The organism is Leptotrichia sp. (assembly GCF_057270615.1).
Genome location: NZ_DBHIXN010000001.1, coordinates 15,243 through 41,664 on the forward strand (window position 1 = coordinate 15,243; position 26,422 = coordinate 41,664).

At 29.6% G+C, this 26,422-nt stretch carries 22 protein-coding genes and 1 pseudogene; 8 read left to right on the forward strand and 15 right to left on the reverse strand.

The window, feature by feature from the left end; genetic code table 11:
* Positions 1–738: an NAD(+) synthase gene (nadE, locus tag ACO409_RS00115; RefSeq protein WP_485553813.1), complete on the reverse strand. Its 738-nt coding sequence runs from the start codon at positions 736–738 to the stop codon at positions 1–3.
* Positions 739–941: 203 nt separating this feature from the next.
* On the opposite strand from nadE, the gene ACO409_RS00120 reads away from it, so the two are divergent.
* From ACO409_RS00120 to ACO409_RS00155, 8 genes are all read left to right on the forward strand, one after another.
* Positions 942–5,258, forward strand: coding sequence for a PolC-type DNA polymerase III (locus ACO409_RS00120; RefSeq protein ID WP_485553814.1), 4,317 nt, complete (start codon positions 942–944; stop codon positions 5,256–5,258).
* 230 nt (positions 5,259–5,488) lie between these two features.
* On the forward strand, positions 5,489–7,159 hold the full coding sequence (locus ACO409_RS00125) for a formate--tetrahydrofolate ligase (RefSeq protein WP_485553815.1): 1,671 nt from the start codon (positions 5,489–5,491) through the stop codon (positions 7,157–7,159).
* 39 nt (positions 7,160–7,198) lie between these two features.
* Entirely contained in the window at positions 7,199–7,693 is a 495-nt protein-coding gene (locus tag ACO409_RS00130; RefSeq protein ID WP_485553816.1) for a pyridoxamine 5'-phosphate oxidase family protein, read from the forward strand.
* A gap of 34 nt (positions 7,694–7,727) precedes the next feature.
* Positions 7,728–8,849, forward strand: a complete 1,122-nt coding sequence (locus tag ACO409_RS00135; RefSeq protein ID WP_485553817.1) for an AAA family ATPase — start codon at positions 7,728–7,730, stop codon at positions 8,847–8,849.
* A complete protein-coding gene (locus ACO409_RS00140; RefSeq protein WP_485553818.1) occupies positions 8,842–9,582 on the forward strand; it encodes a hypothetical protein in 741 nt (246 codons plus the stop codon). Before ACO409_RS00135 ends, ACO409_RS00140 begins: the two co-directional genes overlap by 8 nt.
* A 30-nt stretch (positions 9,583–9,612) precedes the next feature.
* Entirely contained in the window at positions 9,613–10,818 is a 1,206-nt protein-coding gene (locus ACO409_RS00145) for a MalY/PatB family protein (protein WP_485553819.1), read from the forward strand.
* Between the two features lie 469 nt (positions 10,819–11,287).
* Positions 11,288–12,925, forward strand: coding sequence for a L,D-transpeptidase (locus ACO409_RS00150; RefSeq protein ID WP_485553820.1), 1,638 nt, complete (start codon positions 11,288–11,290; stop codon positions 12,923–12,925).
* A 35-nt stretch (positions 12,926–12,960) separates the two neighbouring features.
* Complete coding sequence (locus tag ACO409_RS00155) at positions 12,961–14,736, forward strand: L,D-transpeptidase family protein (RefSeq protein ID WP_485553821.1); 1,776 nt, start codon at positions 12,961–12,963, stop codon at positions 14,734–14,736.
* Between the two features lie 322 nt (positions 14,737–15,058).
* On the opposite strand, the gene ilvC is transcribed toward ACO409_RS00155, so the two are convergent.
* From ilvC to leuC, 14 genes and pseudogenes are all read right to left on the reverse strand, one after another.
* Positions 15,059–16,069 carry a ketol-acid reductoisomerase gene (gene ilvC / locus ACO409_RS00160; RefSeq protein WP_485553822.1) on the reverse strand — a complete coding sequence of 337 codons (1,011 nt, stop codon included), beginning with the start codon at positions 16,067–16,069 and terminating at the stop codon, positions 15,059–15,061.
* Between the two features lie 87 nt (positions 16,070–16,156).
* Entirely contained in the window at positions 16,157–17,227 is a 1,071-nt protein-coding gene (locus tag ACO409_RS00165) for a DMT family transporter (protein ID WP_410000154.1), read from the reverse strand.
* 36 nt (positions 17,228–17,263) lie between these two features.
* The gene (locus ACO409_RS00170) at positions 17,264–18,049 is read right to left on the reverse strand and encodes an ABC transporter ATP-binding protein (protein WP_291816922.1); all 786 of its coding nucleotides are present in this window, start codon (positions 18,047–18,049) and stop codon (positions 17,264–17,266) included.
* A 37-nt stretch (positions 18,050–18,086) separates the two neighbouring features.
* Complete coding sequence (locus ACO409_RS00175; protein WP_485553823.1) at positions 18,087–19,778, reverse strand: AAA family ATPase; 1,692 nt, start codon at positions 19,776–19,778, stop codon at positions 18,087–18,089.
* Between the two features lie 265 nt (positions 19,779–20,043).
* The gene (gene leuB, locus ACO409_RS00180; RefSeq protein ID WP_211618793.1) at positions 20,044–21,102 is read right to left on the reverse strand and encodes a 3-isopropylmalate dehydrogenase; all 1,059 of its coding nucleotides are present in this window, start codon (positions 21,100–21,102) and stop codon (positions 20,044–20,046) included.
* A gap of 47 nt (positions 21,103–21,149) precedes the next feature.
* The gene (locus ACO409_RS00185; protein ID WP_485553824.1) at positions 21,150–21,521 is read right to left on the reverse strand and encodes an OmpA family protein; all 372 of its coding nucleotides are present in this window, start codon (positions 21,519–21,521) and stop codon (positions 21,150–21,152) included.
* Positions 21,522–21,610: 89 nt separating this feature from the next.
* Positions 21,611–21,697 (reverse strand): annotated as a pseudogene (locus ACO409_RS00190) (type II toxin-antitoxin system mRNA interferase toxin, RelE/StbE family); the annotation flags it as partial.
* Between the two features lie 29 nt (positions 21,698–21,726).
* A complete protein-coding gene (locus ACO409_RS00195; protein WP_485553825.1) occupies positions 21,727–22,512 on the reverse strand; it encodes an OmpA family protein in 786 nt (261 codons plus the stop codon).
* A 92-nt stretch (positions 22,513–22,604) separates the two neighbouring features.
* A complete protein-coding gene (locus ACO409_RS00200; RefSeq protein WP_485553826.1) occupies positions 22,605–22,802 on the reverse strand; it encodes a type II toxin-antitoxin system mRNA interferase toxin, RelE/StbE family in 198 nt (65 codons plus the stop codon).
* 3 nt (positions 22,803–22,805) lie between these two features.
* Positions 22,806–23,183 carry a type II toxin-antitoxin system RelB/DinJ family antitoxin gene (locus ACO409_RS00205; RefSeq protein WP_485553827.1) on the reverse strand — a complete coding sequence of 126 codons (378 nt, stop codon included), beginning with the start codon at positions 23,181–23,183 and terminating at the stop codon, positions 22,806–22,808.
* A gap of 84 nt (positions 23,184–23,267) precedes the next feature.
* A complete protein-coding gene (locus ACO409_RS00210; protein ID WP_485553828.1) occupies positions 23,268–23,816 on the reverse strand; it encodes a DUF2262 domain-containing protein in 549 nt (182 codons plus the stop codon).
* 230 nt (positions 23,817–24,046) lie between these two features.
* Positions 24,047–24,622, reverse strand: a complete 576-nt coding sequence (leuD, locus tag ACO409_RS00215; RefSeq protein ID WP_485553829.1) for a 3-isopropylmalate dehydratase small subunit — start codon at positions 24,620–24,622, stop codon at positions 24,047–24,049.
* Between the two features lie 42 nt (positions 24,623–24,664).
* The gene (locus tag ACO409_RS00220) at positions 24,665–24,913 is read right to left on the reverse strand and encodes a hypothetical protein (RefSeq protein WP_485553830.1); all 249 of its coding nucleotides are present in this window, start codon (positions 24,911–24,913) and stop codon (positions 24,665–24,667) included.
* A 54-nt stretch (positions 24,914–24,967) separates the two neighbouring features.
* Complete coding sequence (leuC, locus tag ACO409_RS00225; protein ID WP_314083056.1) at positions 24,968–26,386, reverse strand: 3-isopropylmalate dehydratase large subunit; 1,419 nt, start codon at positions 26,384–26,386, stop codon at positions 24,968–24,970.
* Positions 26,387–26,422: the final 36 nt, after the last annotated feature.

A 26,422-nucleotide genomic window follows, 5' to 3' on the forward strand; every position in this document is an offset into this window, starting at 1 on the left:
TTATTTTTCTCCTTTTTTATACGATGGCATAGGTAAAATTTTGTGTAAATTTATTTTGTGTAAATAGTCTATTTTTTCTTTTATTCTCAAATCTGAAATGTTTCCCGTTCTAATATATTCATCCAAAACTTCATAGCTAAATCCCAATTTTTCCTCATCAGATTTCCCGCTCATTCCATCTTCAGGCACTTTTTTCAAAAACATTTCAGGAAGTCCAAGTTCAGATCCAAGTTTTCGCACTTCGGTTTTTGTAAAATCAGAAATTGGCGAAAAATCCCCCGCAGCATCTCCAAATTTTGTCGAATACCCCACAAAATCTTCTGACAAATTACAAGTATTAGCCACTCTCCCGCCAATAATGGCAGAAATCCCATAAAGTACAGCCATCCGTATTCTAGCAGGCTGATTAGTTTTGTAGGCGTCAAATTCATCAGGATTTACTCCCGTTTGCTGCGAAATTAATTCCTTTAAGTCATTCACAGGCTTTTCCACATTCACTTCATAATGCTTTATCTTCAAAAAATCAACTAATTTTTTGGAATAATCAACATCGTGCTGAACTCCTTTTGGCATAAGAACTCCTATCACATTTTCCCGTCCCAGAGCTGCCACACAAAGTGCCGTCACAACTGAAGAATCTGTTCCTCCTGAAATTCCTACAACTGCCTTACAGTTTTTTCCATTTTCTTCAAAATATTTTTTTATCCATTCGATAACTTTTTCTTTTTCATTTTTCATAAAATCACCTCTTTACCTTATTATACCTGGAAGTTTTGTAAATAACAAGGTTTTCAGAGAAATTTATATTGATAAAACTTTATAAAAATTATATAATAAATTTGTTTCACAAGTAAATTTATAGCCAAATTGATTTAAAACTAAACTCAAAAGTTACAATTATTTGATATAAAAAATAAAAAAATAAGGGGGATAAATAAAAAGTGAGCACTAAATACTTAAAAATTAAGCCATCAGATGATTTTTTTAGAAAATACGGAATCAGAAATTTTGAGATTGAGTATGTTAATTTATTTTCAAAAAAAAGAGAGATAGGAATTTTTTTGCGGGTTAATGATTTTGCTGCACATAGTGAAATACAAGATTTAAGGCAGCTGATCTACAAAAATTTTGAAGATGAAATAAAATTGAATATTAAATTAGACGTCAATCCTGAGCTAATTTGCAAAGATGTTATTGGGTTTGTAAAGTTTATGATTGAGAATTATAAAGAGGAAAGCAAAAAGTATCAGTATATTTTTGCAACTTATGAAGTAGAAAACATAGAAAATAGTATATTTATAAAATTGCCATCAAACCATTTGATAGAAGAAGCTAAAAAAACTAACATGAAGGAAAAATTAAAAAATAAAATTTATGAATGTACTGATAATTCTGAAAAAATTGAATTTGTAACTGGAGATTTCAAAGAAATTACTGAGAGTTTGAATGCTCAAAATAAATTAAATTATGTAAAGGCTAGTGAATTGCCTAAATACGAAAACAATAAAAACAACAGCAATTATTCAAATAACGGAAACTATAGGCGAAAAAAAATTCCTGATATGGACGCTGCAGCTTTTTCTACGCTTGATATTTTGAATATTGGAGATAATGTCGCTTTAGAAGGAAAAGTATTTAATCTTGATATAAGAGAAACTAAAAACGGTAAATTTATGTGCGACTTTATGATTACAGATTATACAGATTCAATCAGTTGTAGAATTTTCTTTAATACAATTGAAGATGTTCAAGTAAAAGTTGGAGAATGGGTAAAAGTTACTGGAAGTTTTGAGGCGGATATGTATAACGGAGAAAAATACATAAGAACTCAACAAGTTGAAAACATTGAATCTAAAGATATAAAAAAAGAAGATAATGCTCCAAAAAAAAGAATAGAACTTCATGCACATACAAATATGAGTGAAATGAGTGGAGTTATGTCAATTAAAGATTATGCAAAAAGAGCGAAAGAATTTGGACATAGCGGAATTGCTGTGACAGATTACGGTGTTGTTCATTCTTTTCCATTCGCATTTAAAGAGGCAAATGAAGATTTTAAGGTTATTTTTGGAATAGAAGCTTATGTAGTTGATGATGAACAGGACTTGATTACAAATCCTAAGGACAATATGATTGAAGATGAAATTTATGTTGTATTTGATATTGAAACAACAGGATTTGATCCATTTAATGACAAGATAATTGAAATTGGAGCTGTAAAAATGCGTGGAAGGGAAATTATTGGAGAATTTTCAGAATTTATAAATCCTGAAATACCAATTCCGCCAAAAATAACAGAACTTACAACGATTACTGATGAAATGGTTGCAAATGCTGAAAAAATAGAAACTGTACTTCCAAGATTTCTTAAATTTTGTACAGGAACTACAGTAGTTGCTCACAATGCAAAATTTGACGTGGGATTTATTAAGCAAAAAACTATTGAACAAAGCCTTGAATATTCGCCAAGTGTAATTGATACGCTACCTTTGGCTAGAACATTGCTTCCTGATCTAAAAGGATATAGTCTTGCCAATCTGGTAAAATACTTTGGAATTGTACTTGAAACACACCATAGAGCTGTCGATGATGCAAAGGCAACTGCAGAAGTCTTTCAGAAATTTTTGAATATGATTTTAAGTAAAGGGATTTTAAAACTGATTGAAATTAATAAAGATTTACAGCCAAATATTCAAAATGCCGAAACATTAAATACAATAATTTTAGTAAAAAATCAAGAAGGACTTCGTGACCTTTACGAACTTGTATCACGTTCAAACATAGAGTTTTTTGGAATGAGAAGACCTAGAATACCAAAAACTTTGTTAAACAGCATGAGAAAAAACTTGATAATCGCAAGTTCAGCTTCAGCTTCTGAAAGAAATAAAGGAGAACTTGTAAACCTTTATTTAAGGGGATCTGAAAAAGAAGACATTGAAGAAAAAGCAAAATTTTACGACTACATTGAGATTCAACCTCATACAAATTATACTGACATGGTGGAAAGAGCTAGCAAGGAAATTGAAAATTACGATATAATCAAAGAAATGAATAAATATTTTTACAAGCTTGGAAAAAGTCAGAATAAAATTGTAGTCGCAACTGGAGATGCACAATATCTTGAAGAACATGAATCAATTAATAGAAATGTGCTACTTTTAGGAAGTGGAACAATGTGGAAAACTGAAATTACAGAAGGAGTCAAAGAATATGAATTTTTTGACAGAAAGCTGTATTTCAAAACTACTGAAGAAATGCTAAAAGCCTTTGATTATTTGGGCGAAGATGAAGCTATGGAAGTTGTTGTGGAAAATACGCATAAAATTAGTGATATGATAGAGCAAGTAAGACCAGTTCCAACAGGATTTTATCCACCAAAAATTGATGGAGCTGAAGAAGAAGTAAGAAAAATGACTTATAAAAGACTTGAGGAGCTTTATGGAGAGAATATTGATGAAAGCCTGAAAGAAAGAGTAGAAAAAGAGCTTAATTCGATTATTCAAAATGGATTTGCGGTACTTTACTTAATTGCACAAAAACTTGTGCATAAATCAGTGGATGCAGGTTATCTTGTAGGTTCACGTGGTTCAGTCGGTTCTTCAATTGTAGCCTATCTTATGGGAATTACCGAAGTAAATGGACTTTATCCGCATTACAGATGTCCAAACTGTAAACATACGGAATTTATGAATGAAGAAGGAAGCGGAGTTGACTATCCTGACAAAAATTGTCCAAAATGCGGTACAAAATATATAAAAGATGGGCATGCCATTCCATTTGAAGTATTTATGGGATTTAATGGAGATAAAGTACCAGATATTGACTTGAACTTTTCTGGGGAATATCAAGGAGAAATTCATAAATATACGGAAGAGCTGTTTGGAAGCGACAATGTCTTTCGTGCGGGAACGATTTCTACACTTGCTGAAAAAAATGCTTTTGGGTATGTGAAAAAATATCTTGAAGAAGTAGAAGGAACACCTGAAATAAAAGAAAGAAGAGCAGAGATTATGAGAATTGCGAAAGGATGTGAAGGTGCAAGAAAAACAACTGGACAACATCCTGGCGGAATGATAGTCGTTCCAAAAGATAAGTCAATTTACGACTTTTGCCCAATCCAACGTCCAGCAAACGATATGAAGTCAACTTCCAAGACAACTCACTTTGATTACCACGTAATGGATGAACAGCTTGTAAAACTGGATATACTGGGACACGATGATCCGACAACACTTAGAATTTTACAAGATCTGACAGGAGTCGATATTTATACGATTCCTCTTGACGATAAAAAAGTAATGAGTTTATTTAGTTCAACTGAAGCACTTGGCGTAACTTCAGAGGAAATTGGCTCTCCGACAGGAACATCAGGAATACCTGAATTTGGTACATCTTTCGTAAAACAGATGCTCGTTGACACAAAGCCAAAAACTTTTGCCGAATTAGTCAGAATTTCAGGACTTTCGCATGGAACAGATGTATGGTTAAACAATGCACAGGATTATGTAAAAAGCGGGATTGCAACCTTGAGCCAAATTATTACGGTACGGGATGACATTATGAATAAATTAATTGATGATGGCTTGGATAAGTCATTAGCCTTTTCTATAATGGAATTTGTCAGAAAAGGTCAGCCTACCAAAAATCCTCAAAAATGGCAAGAATTTTCAAAAAAAATGAAAGAACATGGTGTAGAGCAATGGTACATTGATTCATGCGAAAAAATAAAATATATGTTTCCAAAAGGGCATGCCGTAGCTTACGTAATGATGGCAGTCAGAATTGCCTATTTTAAAGTCCACTATCCAATTGAATTTTATACAGCCTTTCTAAACAGAAAAGTTGGAGATTTTAAAATGACAGCAATGTTTAGGTCAATAGATGACTTGAAAAAAGCAAAAATGGAAATGGACAGAAAAGGAAATTTAAATGCAAAAGAAAAGCAGGAATTATTTTTATATGAAATATTAATTGAAATGCACTACCGTAAAATTGAACTAGAACAAATTGATATTTATAAATCAGAAGCAAAACTTTTTACAATACAAGATGGAAAAATAAGAATGCCGTTAATTGCGATGGATGGACTTGGAGATGCCGTTGCTGAAAATATTGTTTCTGAACGGAAAAAAAATAATTTTTTATCAATTGAAGATTTAGTAAAACGAACAAAACTAAATAAAACAATTGTTGAATTAATGAAAGAATATGGATGCTTTAAGGGATTGTCAGAAACAAATCAGCAGACATTATTTTAAATTTTATTCAAAATTAAAATATTTATGAAATATTAAACAATGTATATTGACAATTACAAAAAGATATAATATTATATAACAAAAAAAGGCATGATTAGTCTTTTAATAAAATTTTTGAAAGAAAGTTGAAAAGAACAAATTATAAATGAATATCGGAAAAGTTTTCTAATTAGCAGTTTGCGGCTTTTTCGATTTTTATTAAATAATAGAAAATATAGGAGGATTTAGAGATGACGGATATTGAAATCGCTCAAAATGCGAAATTGAAAAAAATTAGTGAAATTGCACAAAGTATTGGACTTACAGAGGATGATTTTGAGCCATATGGTAAGTATAAGGCTAAAGTTAGTTTAGATGTACTAAAAAGAAATGCAGGAAAGAAAGATGGAAAGCTGATTTTGATGACAGCTGTTACTCCAACACCTCCAGGGGAAGGAAAATCTACTGTTACTGTTGGATTGACTCAAGCGTTAAATAAATTTGGATATAAATCAATAGCAGCACTTAGGGAGCCATCTTTAGGACCTGTATTTGGAATGAAAGGTGGAGCTGCTGGTGGTGGAATGTCACAAGTTGTGCCTATGGAAGAAATAAACTTACATTTTACAGGGGATATTCACGCAATTACAGCTGCACATAACTTAATTTCTGCATGCATTGACAATCATATACATTTTGGTAATGAACTTAATATTGATGTAAACAATATCACTTTTAAACGTGTACTTGATATGAATGATAGAAATTTGAGAAGCATTGTTGTTGGACTTGGACCAAAAGTAAATGGTGTACCTCGTGAAAACTCTTTTCAAATAACAGTTGCATCAGAAATTATGGCTATCTTCTGTCTTGCTGACTCAATTACTGACTTAAAGAAAAGAATTGGCGAAATAGTTTTTGCATATAATAGAAAAGGAGAAATGCTTAAAGTAAAACAGCTTAATATTCAAGGGGCAGTAGCAGCATTACTAAAAGATGCTATAAAACCTAACTTGGTACAAACTTTGGAAAATACACCTGTATTTATTCACGGTGGGCCTTTTGCAAATATTGCACATGGATGTAATTCGCTATTAGCTACAAAAATGGCATTGAAATTGTCAGACTATGTGGTTACTGAAGCTGGATTTGCTGCCGATTTAGGTGCTGAAAAATTTTTGGATATAAAGGCTAGATTTGGAAACTTGGAGCCAAATGTTATTGTAATCGTTGCAACAGTTCGTGCATTGAAGCATCATGGCGGAGATAAAGATTTAAAATCAGAAAACATCGAAACATTGACAAAAGGGCTTGTAAACCTTGAAAAACATATTGAAAGTATGCAAAAATATAATTTGCCAGTTGTAGTAGCAATTAATAAATTTATAACTGATACTGATGCTGAAATTCAAGTAATAAAGGATTTTTGCAGCAAAATGGATGTAGAAGTTGCCAACTGTGAAATTTGGGAAAAAGGTGGAGAAGGTGGTAAAGAGCTTATGGAAAAAGTTCTAAATGCCATTGAAAAGAATGAAAAATCTAACAAGAAATACACTCCACTTTATGATCTGGACTTATCAATCCAAGAAAAAATTGAAAAAATTGCAAAAGAAATTTACGGAGCAGATGGGGTAGATTTTGCACCAAAAGCACTTAACAATATTAAAAAATACGTGGAAAATGGCTACGACAAATTGCCAGTATGTGTGTCAAAAACACAAAAATCATTATCTGATGATCCTAAATTGCTAGGAAAACCAACAGGATTTAAAATAACAATTAATGAAATTAGATTATCAGCAGGAGCAGGTTTCTTAGTAGCAATGGCAGGAACAATCATTGATATGCCAGGATTACCGAGAAAACCAGCGGCAGAGCTAATTGACATTGATGAAAACGGAGTTATTTCAGGACTATTTTAAAAAAATATTAAAGATACAAAAGAACAGGAAAGAATAAAAATGGAAAATAAAAAAACAAAGATGCGAAGACGGGACAGAGAAATTACAGATAACGAAAAAATAAAAGAAATCATAAAAGCCTGTGACTGTTGCCGTCTTGGCTTAAATGACAATGGAAAAGTTTACATTGTCCCGCTAAACTTTGGCTTTATCGAAGAAAACGAAAACTACACCTTTTATTTTCACGGTGCAAGAACAGGGAGAAAACTTGATATAATAAAACAAAATAACTACGCAGGATTTGAACTTGACACAAATCACAAAATTTACACAAAAGGCGATAAAGCCTGTAATTACACTGCTAGATTCCAAAGTATAATCGGAAATGGAAAAATTGAGATTATTGAAGATTCACAGGAAAAAATGAAGGCGTTGCTGGAACTCATGAAGAAAAATACTGGAAAATCTGACTGGGAATTTGATGAAAGAATGTTGAAGGCGGTTTGTGTGTTTAAACTTGTGGTTGAGGAGATGAGCTGTAAGGAGCATGAGTAGAGAAAAAACTAAAAAAAGGATGTGAGGAGGGAAGATGTTAAAAAAATTCACAGTTCAAAATTTTAAAAATTTTGAAGATATTACATTGGACTTTGGAAATATCGGAAATTATAATTTTAAAGAAAATGTAATAAAAAATAATATAATTTCTAAAATGTTGATATTAGGAAAAAATGGAAGTGGTAAATCAAACGTTGGGCTTGCAATTTTTGATATTATTAACCATTTAACAGATAAGCAAAAAAAATTAAAAGATTATGAAAACTATTTAAATTATAACTTATATGATAAAGATAATGCTTCTTTTAGTTATATTTTTGAATTTGGAAAAGATAAAGTTCAATATGAATATAAAAAAATAGACAGTGAAACTGTAATAGAAGAAAAACTTTCTATTAATGATAAACTTTGTATTGAATACAATAAAGATAACAATATAATAGAAATAGAGATAGGCGAATATGTTAAAAATTTTGAAAATTTCAATAGAGATTTATCTGTTAATGAATTTGAAAAAATATCATTAGTAAAATACATTAAAGGAAATACCTCGATTATAAAAGAAAAGGCATTATATAAATTTTTTGATTTCATTGACAATATGTTATGGATTCGTTCCTTGCAGGAAGGTAATACATATATGGGTTATAGTAATGGAAGTGAAAAAATATTAAAAGGAATAATAGATTTAAATAAAGTCAAAGAATTTGAGAAATTTTTAGAAGAAGCTGGAATAAAACAAAAATTAGTACAAAATGAGGATAGAATACTGATAGAGTTTAAGTCAGGAAAACAAGTGGATTTTTATAAAATTGCTTCAAGTGGAACTAAAATTTTGGCATTGTTATTTTTTTGGATGGAAATTTCCATAAAAAACGTAAGTTTTTTATTTATAGATGAGTTTGATGCCTATTTTCATTATTCATTATCAAAATTCATACTTGAAAGATTATTTTCAAATGACAATATAAAGCAAGTAGCATTATCTTCACATGCGACAAGTTTGATAGATAATGAAATTTTACGTCCAGACTGTTATTTTGTTTTAAACGATAAAGGTAAAATTAAACAATTTTCAGAAATTACTGATAAAAAAATAGAAGAATACCATAATATAGAAAAAATGTATCGTACAGAGGTATTTGAATATGAGTAAAATTTTGATACTTACGGAAGGGAAAGATCCTGATAAAAAACTTATAGAACATATAGTAAAAGAATTTCAAATAAAAGGGGAAGTTATTTGGGCGAAAATTGGAACAATTTATGCTTTTTATAAAGATATTAAAGAAAAGTATGATGAAAATATGGACGTTATCAGATATATAAAATACAAATATTCAGATAAAATCAGTAAAGAATTTAAAGCAAGCGAAATATCTTATGTATATTTATTTTTTGATTATGATTTACATTCAAAATTAAATGAAGAATATGAAAATTTTGAAAAAATATATGATAGGATAAATGAAATATCGGAAATAAACAGTTTTTTTGAAAATGAAACTGAGAATGGTAAATTATATTTAAGTTTTCCAATGATAGAAGCATACCATAAACCTATTGGTTGCAATTATATTTATGAAAAAAATAACTTTGAAGAAAAGTTGGAGGATTTTAAGGTTTTTAAAAAGAAAATAAAAAATGAAACTAGAAACATGGGAATGACGGCTCTTAAATCACAATATAAGGAAATTATAAAATTTTATATTAATAATTCAGAAAACATATTAGAAATGAAATTTAAAGATGTAGAAAAAAATAAAATATTGAAATTTCAAAATGAATTACTAAAAAGTAAAAATAAAGTAAAGATTTATCCATCAATACCAATATTTCTAAATGAATATTATAAAATTGAAAAATTACAGGAAAAACTAGAAATATAAAATAAATTTTTTTAAAAGGAAAAATAAAAAATGTCAGAAAATTACGATTTTGAAACACTTTTAAGCAGAAAAGGACAAGGTTCATTTAAATGGGAAGCAATGTACAGAGAAGTGCCTAATTTATCAGATGATATTGTTCCGTTTTCTGTGGCGGATATGGAGTTAAAGATTGCTCCTGAAATAAGAGAAGGATTGAAAAAATATATTGATGAGGCGATTTTAGGTTATACTGGAGCGACTGACAAATATTATGAAGCGGTTATTTCGTGGATGAAGAGAAGACATAATTTTGAAGTGGAAAAAGATTGGATTGTTTGCACGAGTGGTGTAGTTGCGGCACTTTATACGAGTGTGAAGGTTTATTTACAAGAGGGTGAGGGCGTGATTATTTTTACACCAGTGTATTATCCTTTTTATAATGCGATTAAATCTTCTAATAGAAAAATTGTCGATTGCGGATTGATTGAAACTGACGGATATTATGAGATTGATTTTGAGAAGTTTGAAGAATTTGCAAAAGATGAGAATAATAAAATGTTGATTTTGTGTAGTCCGCATAATCCAGTTGGAAGAGTTTGGAAAAGGGAAGAACTTGAAAAGATAGGAAAGATTGCATTGGAGAATAATTTAATAATTATTTCTGATGAGATTCATTGTGATATTTTGATGCCTGGATTTAAGCATACTGTTTTGCAGACTTTATCGGATGAATTGGCAGAGATAACAGTTACTTGTACTGCGCCTACTAAAAGTTTTAATTTGGCTGGAATTGGAGTGTCGAATATTATTATTAAAAATAAGAAATTGAGAAAACAGTTTGAGGCTCAGATGACGAAAGATGGTTCACATGTGTTTGCGGCACTTGGATTTAAGGCTTGTGAGTTGGCGTATAATGAAGCAGAAGAATGGTTTGATCAGTTTTTGAAATTAGTGGATAAAAATCAAAAATTAGTAAAACAATTTTTTGAAGAAAAGTTTATTGGATTTAAAGCTCCGTTAATTGAAGGAACTTATTTACAATGGCTTGATTTTAGAGATTTAGGATTGAAAGATGAAGAGTTAAAGGCATTTATGACGAAAAAGGCAAATGCATTTTTTAATGAGGGATATATTTTTGGAAAAGCTGGTTCTGGATTCGAGAGAATTAATTTGGCAACACCTACGAAATATATTGAGGCTGTTTTAGAGAGAATTTATAATGCGATTAAGGAAGAATATCCTAGACTTTGTAAATAAATTTCTCAATAAGATATTTTTTTTTGATATAAAATTCCATAAAATCAAAACTTCATTTGTTATTTAAAAAAATAAAAAATCAATTTTTCTTATAAAGTAAAGATTTACAATAAAATTACTATTCAAACAATGAATCAATTTATTGTAAATCCTTAACTCAGCAAATAAATAATATTTTTTATCACTAAATAAATAAAACATTATTTTTAAAGCTATTCTAAAAATGATTTTATTATAAAATTAAATTAATTTTATATATTACTTTTTTATAGAAATTATGATATAATATACGAGAAAAGTAAATTACTCATAACAAAATTTTAGAACTTTAAAAATACGAGTCTTTTAGCACTTTATTAAAACAAAAATTTTGAAAAAAGGATGGAAATATAAAAAATGAAAAAAGTAAGCAACTTTTTTAATAATGAGTATAAATTTTTTGAAGAAAGTAAATATTGGAGGGGAAATTGTGATAAAAAAAATTATTAATTCCGGAAAAGAAAAAATAAAAAGAAAAAAAATAGAAATTGGAATGTTAGCCTTAATTAATACAGTCATAGGATTTAATGTAAATGCAGAGCCATTAAACTTGCCTAAGGAATATTCTGAAAACATCGCAGTAAAAGGTCATGAAAAAGATGTATTCGATTATGACTTTAATAATGATGGAATAAATGAAAAAGTCGTTGTGACTTATAATCTAGTTGATAATTTAATTGATCCCGTTATTTCAATTTATACAAATCAAAATGGAAAAGATCTTTTAACGTATCAAATAGCTTTTGATAAAAAATTTGATATAATGGAACTTCAAGCAATGCAAAAAATGTTTGATAAAGTCAAAAAATACTATCCTGAATATTCTAAAAATATTCAGCCAAACGAAACTAGATATATTACAATTTATGGAGATAATAAAACAGACGATATTGTTTTTGATAAAGTAAAATTTAATAATCACTCTCCTGAAAATACAAATAACTTTTTATTTATAAAAAGATCATTAAGTATGCTAGATGCTCCAAATGGACATGCAATAGCTAACTTAGGATTTAGCGAAAAACCTGAAATTTTATTTGATATGGTTTCAGATGCTTCAAATTCTAAAGCAAAGTGGTACTTTACTGAATTTACAAAAAGAATCACTACTAATGTAAGCAAAAAAGTTAATAAAAATAAAAATGGTAAAGTTATTGCAGAAAATCCCAAAACTGTTAAAGGATTTATTGCAGGCGGAGACAACAATGTTTCTAGAAGAGGATTTTATTGGGATAAAATGATTAATAAAATAGAAATTGTAAATGACTTTATTGTTAAAGCAATAAAAGCTAACCAACAATTATATATTGTTACAGAATATGCACCATTATCACGTGATAAGCCAAGTGAAAAAGATAAATTTGGAAATAAAAATAATCAAAGTATTATAGGTTATACAAATTCCAACAAAAAAGGAGAAATAATCAATATTCCTGATCAGACTGTTTTTAGAATAATTGGTGAAGAAAATAATATGTTAAAAATTGAAACACCATTTTATGGAGGACCTTATTTTATTGAAAAATCAGAAGGAACTTATCAAAAGATAGAAAACATAAAAAAAGAAGTTAATAAATTTGTTGCAATTGATCCAAGCAGTCAAACTGAAGTTCTTTTCCAAAGAATTCCTGAAACACAAAAATACGAAGTTGTAACGTATTCTTATGTAACAACTGGAAGAGATGGGAACGGTTCTTATGAAACACCGCACGGAGCATTTTTAATAGCTTTCACAAGACCTTATATGACTTTTACAAGACATGCAAGACCAGGTGATAAAACAATTCCAGGAAGATCTGATTTAGCTGTTGCAGGAAGTGCAAAATATGCAGTAAGATTTAGTGGTGGAGGTTATATGCATGGTATTCCTGTAAACTTCGACTTCAAAGGTTCTACATTGAATACGGGAACTGCTCAAAAAATAGGAACTTATAAAGATTCACATAAATGTGTCCGACATTTTGATGACCAGATTGAATTTATCGTTAAATGGATAAATGCAGGCAGCAAAATTAAGGATAGGGATAATACAATTCCTGAAGAACCTGTAATAGCAGTAGTTTTATAAAATAAATCTTAAAAATAAAAAGGAGAAATAGATTTATGACAAGAAAAATAAATTTAACAAAAATAAAATTTTTAGTAATAGCATTAGTGGCTCTTTCTGTAATGTCAATTAATACTTTTTCAGCACCAAAGGCAAAAGAAGTAAAAAAAGTAGAAATAAAAAAATCTGAATCAAAAAAAATAGAATGGAAACAAATTTCTTTAGAACCTGATTTAGATGGAGATGGAATAAAAGATAAAATTGATGTAGATTATGCAGTAGAAGGAAATCTTGTTCATTTAAAATTTACTCCATACATATTTGGTGAAAAAGCTAAATTTGTAAAAGGAAAAAGTATAGAAAAAACAATAAGTAAGTCTGAATTTGAAGCAAAATTTGATACTTTTATAAAAGGATTTATAGCCGATTATCCTAAAAAATCAGGTGTTGTAGCTAAACCAAAACAAAATACACAAATTCAAGATAAAAGCCAACAAGCAATAAAACCATCAGTAACAAATGAACCTAAAGTTACTGAAGAAAATAAAAAAACTATTTTAAACAATGATTCTCAAAAAAATGATAAAACTACAAAAAATAATGAAGAATCTAAAAATATAACTAATATGGAAAAAGCTCAAAATTCTATAATCAATAAAAAAGAAGATAAACCAAAGGAAAATGAAAAAACAGAAACACCTAAAAATATAAACTCAAATTCTCTAAAGGGTTCTCATTCCTATATAAAAGAATTTTCGACTCCAAGACCTAAAAATCTTACTTTTAATTTTCAGTATGATAAACACTCTCCAAGAGATATGGACGAATTTGTTTTTATAAAAACTGCAACAAACATAAAAAAAGAACCAAATTCAAGTTCTAAAACAATAAAATCTGCATCATATTCTCAAAAATATAAGACTACAGGTATTGTAGGAAGTAAATCAGATGAATGGTATGAAGTATTTTTCGACAATCAGCTTGGATATATTCCAAAATCTGCTGTTGAAAAAAGAGAATTTGACTGGAATGATATGATGGCAAAAGTTGATAAAACAAATAAATTTATAGCTGAAGCAATTTCAGCAAATAAAAAATTATATGTTTTAGATGACTACACTCCTCTTGGTGGCAGCGAAAATGGAAAGCGTGATAAATTTGGAAATCGTGCTAACCAAAGTGAATTTGGATATTTAGATAAAACTTTTAAAGATTATATAAATATCCCAGACAGAACTATTATGGTTGTTGATGAACAAAATGACAAATACATCAAAGTTAGAATAGATGCTTATGATAACGGTGTCTACTATTTAAAACCTTCTACAGGTAAATATTTAAAAGATGCTGGAATTACAGGAGAAATAACTAGATTTATCTACGTTGACAGAGCTAATCAAAATGAAATGGTCATTGAAAAAACTGGAAATGACTGGAATGTTGTAACTTCTTCTTTTGTAACAACTGGAAAAGACAGTGGAAATTCATTTGCCACTCCTTATGGAACATTTTTAATCGCATATTCTAAACCTGTAATGCAATATACAGGTTCAGACAATAAAACTGTCGTTGGAGATGCAAAAAATGCAGTAAGATTTAGTGGTGGAGGTTATATGCATAGTATTCCATCATTATTTGAACCAAAAAATACAAGAGAACAAAGAAAAGCTGCAACAGCTAAAAAAATTGGAACTTATCCAGAATCACACAAATGCATAAGACATTATGATGATCAAATTAAATTTATCTATGACTGGTTAGGAAATTCTACACCAGGACATAAGGAAGGTTACAGAGTTCCTAGTGTACCTACTGTAATGTTAGTTAAATAAAAATCTATTAAGCCCTCAATAAATTTGGGGCTTATTTTTTTGTTATTTTTTATACTATTCCTTTTAAAATAATAGCTTTATTACAATTTTCATGCTCAAGGGATAATTACACTATTCCCACTTTAAAAAGCGAATATCTATTTTGATTATTTGAAGGCAAACATTAGGTTTAATCTGCCAAAAAGATTTATAATTTATTCGTTATTTAAATAGGGTTTAGCATTAGTATTAGCAAACAATACAAAATAATAAAAAATAAAACACCCTAATTTTAGAGTGCTTTATTTTTATTATCTCTTAAATTAATTTTATTTTAAATTAATTATTTTTTAATCCAAGGCATAAGTTTTCTTAATTCTGCTCCAACTTTTTCTACGCCGTGATTAGCAAATTCTTTTCTTTTTTCTTTTAAGAATGGTTGTCCTGCTTTGTAATCAGTTAAGAAGTCGTTAGCAAATTTTCCTGATTGAATATCTTTTAAAATGCCTCTCATAGCTTCTTTAGTTTCAGGTGTAATAATTTTTGGACCAGTTAAGTAGTCTCCGTATTCTGCTGTATTTGAAATTGAATTTCTCATTGTTGCAAATCCACCTTCGTAAATTAAGTCTACGATAAGTTTCATTTCATGAATACATTCAAAGTAAGCATTTACTGGGTCATATCCAGCTTCAGTCAATACTTCAAATCCAACTTTCATAAGTTCTACAACTCCACCACATAATACTACTTGTTCTCCAAATAAGTCAGTTTCTGTTTCTTGTCTAAATGTAGTTTCAAGAATTCCGCTTCTTCCTCCACCAATTGCTGATGCCCAAGCTTTAGCAACTTCCATAGCATCTCCTGCTGGATCTTTTTCCACTGCTACTAAACAAGGTACTCCACTTCCTTCTTGGAAAGTTCTTCTTACTAAGTGTCCAGGCCCTTTAGGTGCAACCATAAATACACTTATATCGTCTCTTGGAACGATTTTTTTGAAGTGAATGTTAAATCCGTGTCCAAATGCAATATATGCTCCTTCTTTTAAGTTTGGTGCGATATCTTTTGCATAAACTTCTGCTTGTAATTCATCTGGAATTAAGATCATAACTATATCTGCACCTTTTACAGCGTCTGCTGTTTCTTTTACTGTAAATCCAGCTTCTGTAGCTGCATCCCAAGATTTAGAACCTTTTCTAAGTCCAACAGTTACATCAAATCCACCTTCTTTTAAGTTTAATGAATGAGCATGTCCTTGAGATCCATACCCTAAAACTGTAATTTTTTTACCTTCCAATTTACTTAAATCGCAATCAGCGTCATAATAAACTGTTGTTCCTAAAATGTTTCCTGCCATTTTTATAATCCTCCTAAATTTTGTATGTATATATTATACACTTTTTAAAAATATTTGCAAATATTTTTTTTTAGGTATTAATATATTTTATATATTTTTAATTTTTTTATCCTTTTTATGTAACAATTTATGTTCTTCACTATTCATGTAGTCTTCATGATTATGCTCGTGTCTTTCTTTTGATATAAAATGACTATGACCATGCTCATGAGTAATAACATGCGTATGTGTTGTCCCATCATGTGTATGAACTATTATGTGTGAATGGCTATGACTATGATATTTAACCACTGTATCATACACAACAAATGCACTTCCAATTAGCATAAAAACAAGTCCAACGAAGTACACCAAAGTAAGTTTTTCTCCATTTACTACAAACGCTAAGAAAGTACCTACAAATGGAGCTACAGCATAATATGCACTAGTTTTTGCAGCACCTAAATCCCTTTGTGCTCTGATATACATAAAAATACTGAGTCCATATGCTACAAATCCAAGTAACAAAGCAATTGATATATATCTAATTTCAGGAATACTTTCTCCTAAAATAAGAGCAACTATAAACGAACCACCACCAGAAAAAAATCCTTTTAAAGTAACAATCTCATAAGTACTTTTATCTGAAAGTTTTCTAGTACAATTATTTTCAAGTCCCCAACAACAAGTTGCTAATATTACAAATAATGAACCTAAAGAAAATTTGAAACTTTCAGCTCCTTCAAATGAAAGAACTATACTTGATATTGTAATAAAACCAATAGCAATCCATAACTTTGATGTTACTTTTTCCTTAAATACTAGAAGAGCAATAAGGGTTGTTGCTACAATTTCAAAATTACCAAGCAATGAAGCATTTGAAGCTGAACCAATATTTATACCAATCATCAGGAATATAGGTGCCGCAATATCAAGAACAATCATTCCAATAGTATATGGAAGATCTGACTTAGTTAATTTTTCATGCTTTTCCTCATCTTTTCTATGAAATAAGTACATAATACCTACACCAATTCCTGCTCCCAGATATAGAAAAGATGCCATAAATGTAGGCGAAATCTTATTCAAAAGTATTTTAGAAAATGGTGTATTTATTGCATAAAAAATAGCTGCGAGTAATGCTAAAATTACTGCCATAAATTTTCTGCTTTTATCCATCTAAATAAATCAACTCCTTCTAAGTGATTACTGAATTTACTTCACAATCAACCAAGGTCTATCATTTTCCCAAACAACTTTTACTGGCATCTCAAACATTTCCGATAAAACTTCATCTGTCAAAATGTCTTTTTTTCTACCTTTTGCAAAAACTTTTCCATCTTTTAAAAGCATTACATGAGTTATCGCTGGAATCACTTCCTCGATTTGATGTGTCACATAAATAAATGGAATCGCATTTTCATTTTTAGAATTTTTTTCCAAAACAGACAATAAATATTCTCGAGATTTTACATCCAATCCTGAACAAGGTTCGTCTAAAATCAATAAATCTGGCTCATTCATAAATGCCCGTGCAAGTAATGTCCGTCTTTGCTCACCTTGTGACAATGTTGCAAAATATTTATCCTTAATGTAAGTTATCCCAAAATCTTCAATTATTTTTTCAGCTTTTTTCCTATCTTCATCCGTCACTTCCTGATAAATTCCAATCGAATTAAATTTCCCAGAAATCACAATATCTTTCAATTTTTGAGAATTTAATGTACTCAAAAAATTATTCAAAGTAGAACTTACAAAACCAACTCTATCTCGAATTTTTGTCCAAGCATAATTTCCAAATTTATGCCCGAAAACCCGCACTTCTCCTGAAGTTGGGAAAGTGTAGGCTGGAATCATTCCCAAAAGGGTAGATTTCCCAGAACCATTTAATCCTAACAAAGCCCAGTTTTCTCCTTTATTTATGTGCCAGTCAACACCTTTTAAAATTTCTCTTCCTTCTCGTCTAAAAGTTATGTTTTCGTAATGTAAAATTTCTTCCATAAAAAACCTCCTTTCTTTTTTCCATTATTAAAAAAAATTATTTTCTCCTTTCAAATTTAACTTCCACTTCTTTCCCAAAAAATGCCAATCCAATTTTCAAAATATTATCAATTCCAGCATTTTTTAGTACTGAAGAATATTTCTTTTCCTCAATTTGTTTTAATGCAATATCACATTCTTTTTCTAACTCTTTTTGAATTTCATTTTCACTCAATTTTTGAGAAGAATTTACAATTTTCAATTCTAAAATAATTCCTTCTTTTATTTTTTCAATATTTTTTGGCTTCAAAAGCAAGTCATATCTGCCTTTTCCAGCAAAATTATTGGAAGAAATTTCATATTCATTTTTTAGCATTATAACTAATCCCAACATAAATCCGTGATAAAATTGTTCCTTGTAAATTCCACCTACATCAAATATTCCAACATTTTCCAATAAAATCTTATTTAATTCTCTTTTAAATTTTTCAGCATCTCCTTTTTTTAATGCTTCCGTCACTTCTAAAAATACATCATAATTTTCAAAATACAAATCAATAAACATTTCAGAAAACATTCTCAAAATTTCTTCGTTTGGAATTTTTAAACTTACATTATTTCTATTTTCGTCGTACTCCTCAGCTAAAGTTAAATATCCACTATGAAAAAATAAATTCCATATATTTTTACTAAAATTTGCTTCTAAATTTTCAAAAATCATATTATCATTTATTCTTTTAGAAATACTATTTTTATTTAAAAGCCGTGAAAAATCATCAAAAATTTCATTTTTTAATTTTTTCAAATATAATTTTATAAGTTCATTCCCACTAGTATTTACCCAATATGGCTTTAATTTTTTTCGCTTTAAGAAATTTACGATAGACCATGGATTATAAACTTTTCTATCGCCAAATAAATATCCGTTGTACCATTTTTGAACATCTTCTAACTCATATTCCAAATCAAAATCTTTTACAGCTTGATTAACTTCCTCTTCTGTAATTCCAAAATATTCTGTAAATTCATTATCTAAAATCGTATGAACTTCTAAATTATTCAATCCTGAAAAAATATTTTCTTTTGCAACACGCAAAATTCCTGTCATAATTCCCATTTCCAAGTAATTATTATCCTTCAAAACCGTACCATAAAAACTTTTAAAAAAATCTATTGCATCATCATAATAACCTTTAACATAAGAATCAATTATTGGATGATCGTATTCATCTATTAAAACTATTACTTTCTGCCCATAATATTCATACAAATACTTAGTCAGCATCAATAAAGAATTTTTCCAATCTCCTTCATCTGTTTCCAACCAAATATTCTCAAATTTTTTTAACTCTCTTTTATCTAACTTATCCATTAAAAATTTAAATTCAGCATAAATATCAGCAATCGTTGTTTTTATCGTTTTAAACCCATTTTCCCAATTCTTTTCAGAATAATTTCTAAAAGAAATTGAAATAACAGGAGCTGATCCTTGCTTTTCAAAAAATTTACTTTTAGAAATTTTCAAATTTTTGAATAATTCTCGATTTTCATCTTTTTCTTTAATATCAAAAAAATATTTTAACATCGACATATTTAATGTTTTGCCAAATCTTCTTGGACGAGTGAATAATTTGACTTCTGAATTATCTGTTAAAATTTTTTCAATTAAATTTGTTTTATCAAAATAATAATAATTTTCTTTGATGATTTTTTTAAAATCTGAAATTCCGATTGGCATACTTTTTTTCATGCTAACCCCTCCTTTTTTTACTTTTCCTTAATAACTCTTATTTAGTAATTGAAATCTTTTAATTACACAAAAAATCAAGACTCTTTGTTTTACTTTACTAATATTAAATTCAAAATTTATATCATTATCAACAATTCTATAGCAAAACTGCTTTAAAACCGAACTCAAAAACTATGCTATTTTAGTCAACTCCTAAATTCATATAATTTTTAGCAGTTTAATTTAAAATAAATTTGAGTATAATTCTAAAATTCAAAAAAGTAAATTATATTCTATTAGCAATTTCAGTTCCCATTTCAGCTGTTCCAACTTTTTTCATTCCATCAGTATAAATATCTACTGTTCTAAATCCATCTTCCAACACTTCTTCGATTGCTTTTTCAATTGCATCTGCTTCTTTTGTCAAGTTAAATGCATATCTTAACATCATTGCCGCTGATAAAATTGTTGCGATTGGATTTGCAATATTTTGTCCTGCAATGTCTGGTGCTGAACCGTGGCTTGGTTCATAAAGTCCAACTTTTCCGTCTCCTAAACTTGCTGATGGCAGCATTCCTAAAGAACCTGTAAGCATTGAAGCTTCATCTGATAAAATATCTCCAAACATATTGTCTGTCAAAATTACATCAAATTGTCTTGGATTTGCAATCAATTGCATTGCAGCATTATCCACATACATATGGGAAACTTCCACTTCTGGATAATCTTTTGCAAGTTCATTTACTGTTTTTCTCCACAATTTTGAAGTATCTAAAACATTGTGTTTATCCACACTTGTAATTTTTTTCCCTCTTAATTTTGCAATTTCAAACGCTTTTTTTGCGATTCTTTCAATTTCCCCTTTTGTATATGGCAATGTGTCGACAGCTTTTTCATCAGAATATTCTCTAGGACCGAAATAAATTCCTCCTGTAAGCTCTCTAACTATCATTACATCTAGCCCTTCTCCAATTATTTCATCCTTCAATGGACTAGCACTTTTCAATTGCTTAAACAAAACCGCTGGTCTTAAATTTGTGTAAACTCCCAAGTCTTTTCTTATCGCAAGAAGTCCTTTTTCAGGTCTTTTATCAGGCTCAACATTATCCCATTTAGGCCCTCCAACTGATCCTAACAAAATCGAGTCACTCTCTTTACAAATTTTCGCAGTTTCTTCAGAATAAGGAATCCCATATTTATCAATAGATTCTCCTCCCAAATATCCTTGAGTATACTCAAATTTATGCCCAAATTTTTCTCCAATTTTATTCAAAACTTTTACCGCTTCATCAACGATTTCTGGACCAATTCCGTCCCCTTTTAATAATGCAATTTTGTAGTTCATTTTTTTACTTCCTTTCTAAATTTTTTATATCATCTTTTTTAAGTTTTTTATTCAAAATTTTTCCATTTTAAATTATTAAACAAAATTTCTACTCTTCTGTTACTATATTTCCCTTGATCTGTCTCATTTAAATCAACTGGATCTTCTTCTCCTTTACCACTTATTTCTCCAATTGAAATAGTATCTTTTAAACCAAACTCTCTAAATAATCTAGCAACATTTCTAGCTCTTATCAACGATAATTTTTGATTATATTTCTTTGTCCCAGTTGAATCAGTGTGCCCTATAAAATCTAAAGTTCCACTTTCTCCAAATTCATTTAATACACTCACAATTTCTTTGAGTTCTGATATTTCATTCTCGTTTATTATTTTTCCATCAACTTTAAAACCTCTTAAAACACATTTTTTCTCTGTCATACTACAAGGTCCTCCTAACATTGAAAAAGAGATACTCACAATTGTAAATATACAAAAAATAATAATTTTTCTCATAAAATTCCTCCAACTCAAAACAAATCCGAATGTGTCCCCATTCTCGACAATGTCAAAACCAAAATATTTTTTTCAATTTTATAAATTAAGAGCCAATCAGGCTAAAAAAATTTTTTAAAATATAAGAAAATTACTCATCATCCAATTGATTTTTTAGTTCATTAAGCAAGCTTAAATCAAAATTTTTTTTAACTACATTTTTTACAATAATTTCAACTTTTCTATTATTATATCTTTCTGCTATTGTATCATTACTATCCACCGGATTTTCTGACCCTTTTCCCAAAACTTTTACAATTCGCATTTCATCTTTCAGTCCACTTTCACGAAATAATTCTGCAAGTCTTTTAGCTCTTTCCAATGATAATTTTTTATTTTCTGTACTATCATTATACCCAATAAATTCCAAATCTGCACTTTTATAAAGTTTATTCCAAATATTTCTAACAATGCCTTTCATTCTATTTCGCTCATACTCATTTAAATCTTTACCATTTTCTTTAAATCCTCTAATTGAAATTTTTATCTCACCTTTATCATCTTCCATTGGAATATCCCAAGCTAAATCGTCCATAACCATTGGATCACTCATAAGTGGAAATTTTTCCAAAATCTTCAAATTTTTCTCAGCTTTTTTAGAACCATTTTGGATTGCCATTTTATAATACTTTTCAGCTTCTTCAATTTGGTCATTTTTAGCATAAAAATTTGCTAAATTATTCATTGCTTTTACATCGCCATTTTCAATTTTTTCTTCAAATTCTTTAATTTTTTTATAATATCCTTTAAAATCAAAATCTGCCATTGAATATCCAGAGATTTTTCCTTTTGAATCATAAAATTCTTTGATATTCCTATCTTGAGAAAATAAATTTATCACAAGTAATAACTGCCAAAATAAAATAAACTTTTTCATAAAATTCCTCCAACTCAAAACAAATCAGAATGTGTCCCTGTTCTCGACAATGTCAAAACCAAGATATTTTTATCAATTTTATAAATTAAGAGCTAGTCAGGCTGAATATGACATTCTCTAAATCCTTTGTAATCACCAGTAAGATAATGATCTCTATATTTTTCAGGCAAAACTTCACTATCAGATAATTTATTAATAATCTTTGCTAATAACTTCAAATCATATTTTCTTTTCTTTAGTTTTTTCAAGTCCTTATCAAACCTTTTGGTCGTCTTTATTGTCAATTTCATCCACTAAACCCCTAAATCCTCAAATAATTCTTCAGCACTATTATACCCTTTTCTTTCAATTTTACCACTCAAAATATCTTCAGTTTCCTGCATTGCCTTTAAAGTTTCTTTATTTGGTGTTTTCTCATTATTTTCTAAATCTTCCGTCAACTCATCTATGCTATCAAAAGTTTTGCTTAATCCAACACCTTTTTCAACTTCATCCAAAACCTTTCTAGTTTCTCTATTCGGCACTTTCAACTCAAACGGAATCCCCTGCTCCAAAATACACTTCTTTAAAAATAAATTCATCGCTGTACTCATATTAAGCCCCATTTTCTTAAACAAAGTTTCCGCTTCCTTTTTCACATTTTCATCAACTCTAGCTGTTACTGTAGCCATTTTTACCACTCCTTTGTAATACTTTTGTTATACAATGTAATTATATTACTAAATGGTATAAAAATCAATTTTTTTATTAAAAATTTATCCTGCAAAATCTCCACCTGAAAATTCTCCATTTATATTTCCGTATACAAACATTATATGCCCGCTAAATATTAATTCATCTATATCAAACAACGAAACATCGAAATTGCCATCTTCATTTAATGTTATAGAATCTACATAAATCAATTTTTTAAATACTTCTAGTGACAATTCTTCATCATTTACCATTTTTTCAGCTTCTTCTTTTCCAACTATTTCAGCTAAATCTTCAATTAAACCAGGCATATCTTCATCTTCATAATCTGCCGACGGCTCCCACCAATACCGAGCATCTTCAAGAATATATTCTCCTGCCGCATCTTTTATCTTTTTATCCCATTCTTTAGAATTTTCAACCAATATTTTCAAATTCTCCAACTTTTCCCTAATTTCATCAATTTCTTTTTCAAAATCCTCAAAATTCAAATCTACTTCAATATTTTTACCATTCCACAAAACTTTGAATTCGCTATTTTCTTCTGGATTTTTTTTAATTTCCTCCATTATTTCATTAACATTTATCTCTTTTAAAATTTTATTTTTCAAATTTAAATTCTCCTTCTTGTTAGATTTTATATTTTTTATTCAAAAATCAATTTTTTTTAAAAATGTGCCTGAAAACTCAAAATATTGAATTTAACAACTTTTACAGAAATCACATTTTCTCTTTCAAATTTTTCTATTATTTTACAGTTCCCAAACACATTTTATTCTTTAATTCATAAAAAATTCTTCTATTTCTCCATCAAAATTAATATTCTCATAATATTTATCGACTACTTATGACTTTCCTCATACTTCCTAATCTCATCTTCATGCTGCAAAGTCAACCCAATCGAGTCAAGCCCTTTCAATAATCTTTGTTTCCAGCTTTCTTCCAGCTCAAAAACATATTCTTTCCCGTTCGCAATCAATTTGTTGTTTTCCAAATCAACTGTAACCTTCACATCTCCAGGCAATTTTGATAATTCAATTCTGTCTGCCTCTGGCAAAGTTATTGGCAGATGCCCATTGTTTAACCAGTTCATATAGAAAATTCCTGAATATCCTCCAGCCACAATTACATGAATTCCGTAATCTTGCAATGCCCAAGCAGCATGTTCTCTACTCGATCCACAACCAAAATTTTCTCCAGTAATTAAAATTGTCCCATTTTTGTATTCTGGCTTATTCAAATTAAAATCCATATTGTCAGATCCATCTTCGTTGTATCTCCACTCATCGAAAACATGTATCCCAAATCCTGTTTTTTCGATACTTTTTAAATATTGTTTTGGAATTAATTGATCCGTGTCAATATTGTCATTCATTATTGGAACGATTGTTCCTTCATATTTTGTAAATGGTTTCATTTTTCTCTCCTTCATTTTTTTGTATAAAAATCCTATTTTTAACTACTTTTTAAAAGGATTTTTCAACTTGTCTTTTATCCCTTTTTTGATTAAATTAAGGACACAATCAAAAATATTGTTTGCTTCGGTCTCACCAATATTTAACTCTTTTACATAACGACTTACAACTTGATCTTTTCCTTTTTGCCCTATTTCTGAGCAACTTTCAAAAATACTTATAACCTTCTGAGAAAAGTTTTCATCATATCCAAGTTGTCGTTGCACTTCCTTAATCATTTCATTTTTATTCATTTTATTTATCTCTTTTTATTTTGTATAAATTATTTAAAATTCTTTAACATCAAATTATTTCACTTCATCCAATTCCCTTACATCCACAAATTTCCCATAAATTGCAGCCGCAGCAGCCATCGCAGGACTTACCAGATGAGTTCTTGCACCTTTTCCTTGCCGTCCTTCAAAGTTTCTGTTAGAAGTTGAGGCACAATGCTCTCCAGCTGGTATCAAGTCAGGATTCATCCCAAGACAAGTGGAACATCCAGCTTCTCTCCATTCAAATCCCGCATCTTTTAATATCTGTGCAATTCCATTTTCTTCAGCCGCTTTTTTAACAACTTGTGAGCCAGGAACTACAACTGCTGTAATATTTGGTGCAACTTTCTTTCCTTTTACAATTTTTGCAACAATTTCCAAATCGCTCAATCTTCCATTTGTACAAGATCCTATAAATACGTGCTTTAAAGGTATGTCAAATGGAGTTTGTCCTGGTTTTAAGCCCATGTATTCGTATGCTTTTTCATCATTGTGATCTCTGATTTCCGGAAATTTTTCAGTAACATTAATTCCCATTTCAGGGTTTGTTCCCCAAGTTACTTGTGGTTCAAGATTTGAAACATCAACTTTTATGTATTTGTCAAATGCATCTACAGAATCTGTGTACAATTCTTTCCATTCAGCCACTTTTTTATCAAATTCTTCGCCTTTTGGTGCAAATCTTCTTCCTCTTACATATTCAAAAGTAGTTTCGTCAGGTGCGATAATTCCTGATTTTCCTCCTCCTTCAATTGCCATGTTACAAATAGTCATTCTTCCTTCCATTGACATATTTCTAATTGTATCTCCAAAAAATTCAAATGCATATCCATTTCCTAGCCCAATTCCGTAAGTTTTAATAATATGCAAGATTATATCCTTCGCATAAACACCTTTTTGCAATTCACCAGTTATTTCAATTCCCATTGTTTTGGGTTTTTTTTGCCAAATTGTCTGTGTCGCCAAAACATGTTCCACTTCACTTGTTCCAATTCCAAATGCCAAAGCTCCAAAAGCTCCATGAGTCGCAGTATGGCTATCTCCACAAACTACAGTTTTTCCAGGCTGTGTCAATCCTTGTTCAGGTCCAACCATATGCACAATTCCATTATTTTCATTAAACATATCAACCAACTCAATTCCAAATTCTTTACAGTTAGCTGACAATGCATCCAACTGTGCCTTTGAAACTTTATCTTTAATATTCATTCTGTCAGCCATAATTGTTGGCGTATTGTGATCCATTGTTCCAAATGTCAAATCAGGTCTTCTAACCTTTCTCCCTGCAATTCTCAATCCTGAAAACGCTTGTGGCGAAGTAACTTCATGAATCAAGTGCAAATCAATATACAAAAGTTGTGCTTCTCCAGGTTCTCCCGTAATCACATGTTTTTCCCAAACTTTATCAAACAAAGTTTTTGGTTTTTTCGCTTCATTTTTAATTTCTGACATTTTTTCTCCTCCGATTTTCTCTCCAAATTTTTTATT

Excerpts from the sequence above, each read along its gene's own strand:
- nadE (WP_485553813.1), bottom strand. The coding sequence starts at position 738 with ATGAAAAATGAAAAAGAAAAAGTTATCGAATGGATAAAAAAATATTTT.
- ACO409_RS00125 (WP_485553815.1), top strand. The coding sequence starts at position 5,489 with ATGACGGATATTGAAATCGCTCAAAATGCGAAATTGAAAAAAATTAGT.
- ACO409_RS00130 (WP_485553816.1), top strand. The coding sequence starts at position 7,199 with ATGGAAAATAAAAAAACAAAGATGCGAAGACGGGACAGAGAAATTACA.
- ACO409_RS00135 (WP_485553817.1), top strand. The coding sequence starts at position 7,728 with ATGTTAAAAAAATTCACAGTTCAAAATTTTAAAAATTTTGAAGATATT.
- ACO409_RS00140 (WP_485553818.1), top strand. The coding sequence starts at position 8,842 with ATGAGTAAAATTTTGATACTTACGGAAGGGAAAGATCCTGATAAAAAA.
- ACO409_RS00145 (WP_485553819.1), top strand. The coding sequence starts at position 9,613 with ATGTCAGAAAATTACGATTTTGAAACACTTTTAAGCAGAAAAGGACAA.
- ACO409_RS00155 (WP_485553821.1), top strand. The coding sequence starts at position 12,961 with ATGACAAGAAAAATAAATTTAACAAAAATAAAATTTTTAGTAATAGCA.
- ilvC (WP_485553822.1), bottom strand. The coding sequence starts at position 16,069 with ATGGCAGGAAACATTTTAGGAACAACAGTTTATTATGACGCTGATTGC.
- ACO409_RS00165 (WP_410000154.1), bottom strand. The coding sequence starts at position 17,227 with ATGGATAAAAGCAGAAAATTTATGGCAGTAATTTTAGCATTACTCGCA.
- ACO409_RS00170 (WP_291816922.1), bottom strand. The coding sequence starts at position 18,049 with ATGGAAGAAATTTTACATTACGAAAACATAACTTTTAGACGAGAAGGA.
- ACO409_RS00175 (WP_485553823.1), bottom strand. The coding sequence starts at position 19,778 with ATGAAAAAAAGTATGCCAATCGGAATTTCAGATTTTAAAAAAATCATC.
- leuB (WP_211618793.1), bottom strand. The coding sequence starts at position 21,102 with ATGAACTACAAAATTGCATTATTAAAAGGGGACGGAATTGGTCCAGAA.
- ACO409_RS00185 (WP_485553824.1), bottom strand. The coding sequence starts at position 21,521 with ATGACAGAGAAAAAATGTGTTTTAAGAGGTTTTAAAGTTGATGGAAAA.
- ACO409_RS00195 (WP_485553825.1), bottom strand. The coding sequence starts at position 22,512 with ATGAAAAAGTTTATTTTATTTTGGCAGTTATTACTTGTGATAAATTTA.
- ACO409_RS00200 (WP_485553826.1), bottom strand. The coding sequence starts at position 22,802 with ATGAAATTGACAATAAAGACGACCAAAAGGTTTGATAAGGACTTGAAA.
- ACO409_RS00205 (WP_485553827.1), bottom strand. The coding sequence starts at position 23,183 with ATGGCTACAGTAACAGCTAGAGTTGATGAAAATGTGAAAAAGGAAGCG.
- leuD (WP_485553829.1), bottom strand. The coding sequence starts at position 24,622 with ATGAAACCATTTACAAAATATGAAGGAACAATCGTTCCAATAATGAAT.
- ACO409_RS00220 (WP_485553830.1), bottom strand. The coding sequence starts at position 24,913 with ATGAATAAAAATGAAATGATTAAGGAAGTGCAACGACAACTTGGATAT.
- leuC (WP_314083056.1), bottom strand. The coding sequence starts at position 26,386 with ATGTCAGAAATTAAAAATGAAGCGAAAAAACCAAAAACTTTGTTTGAT.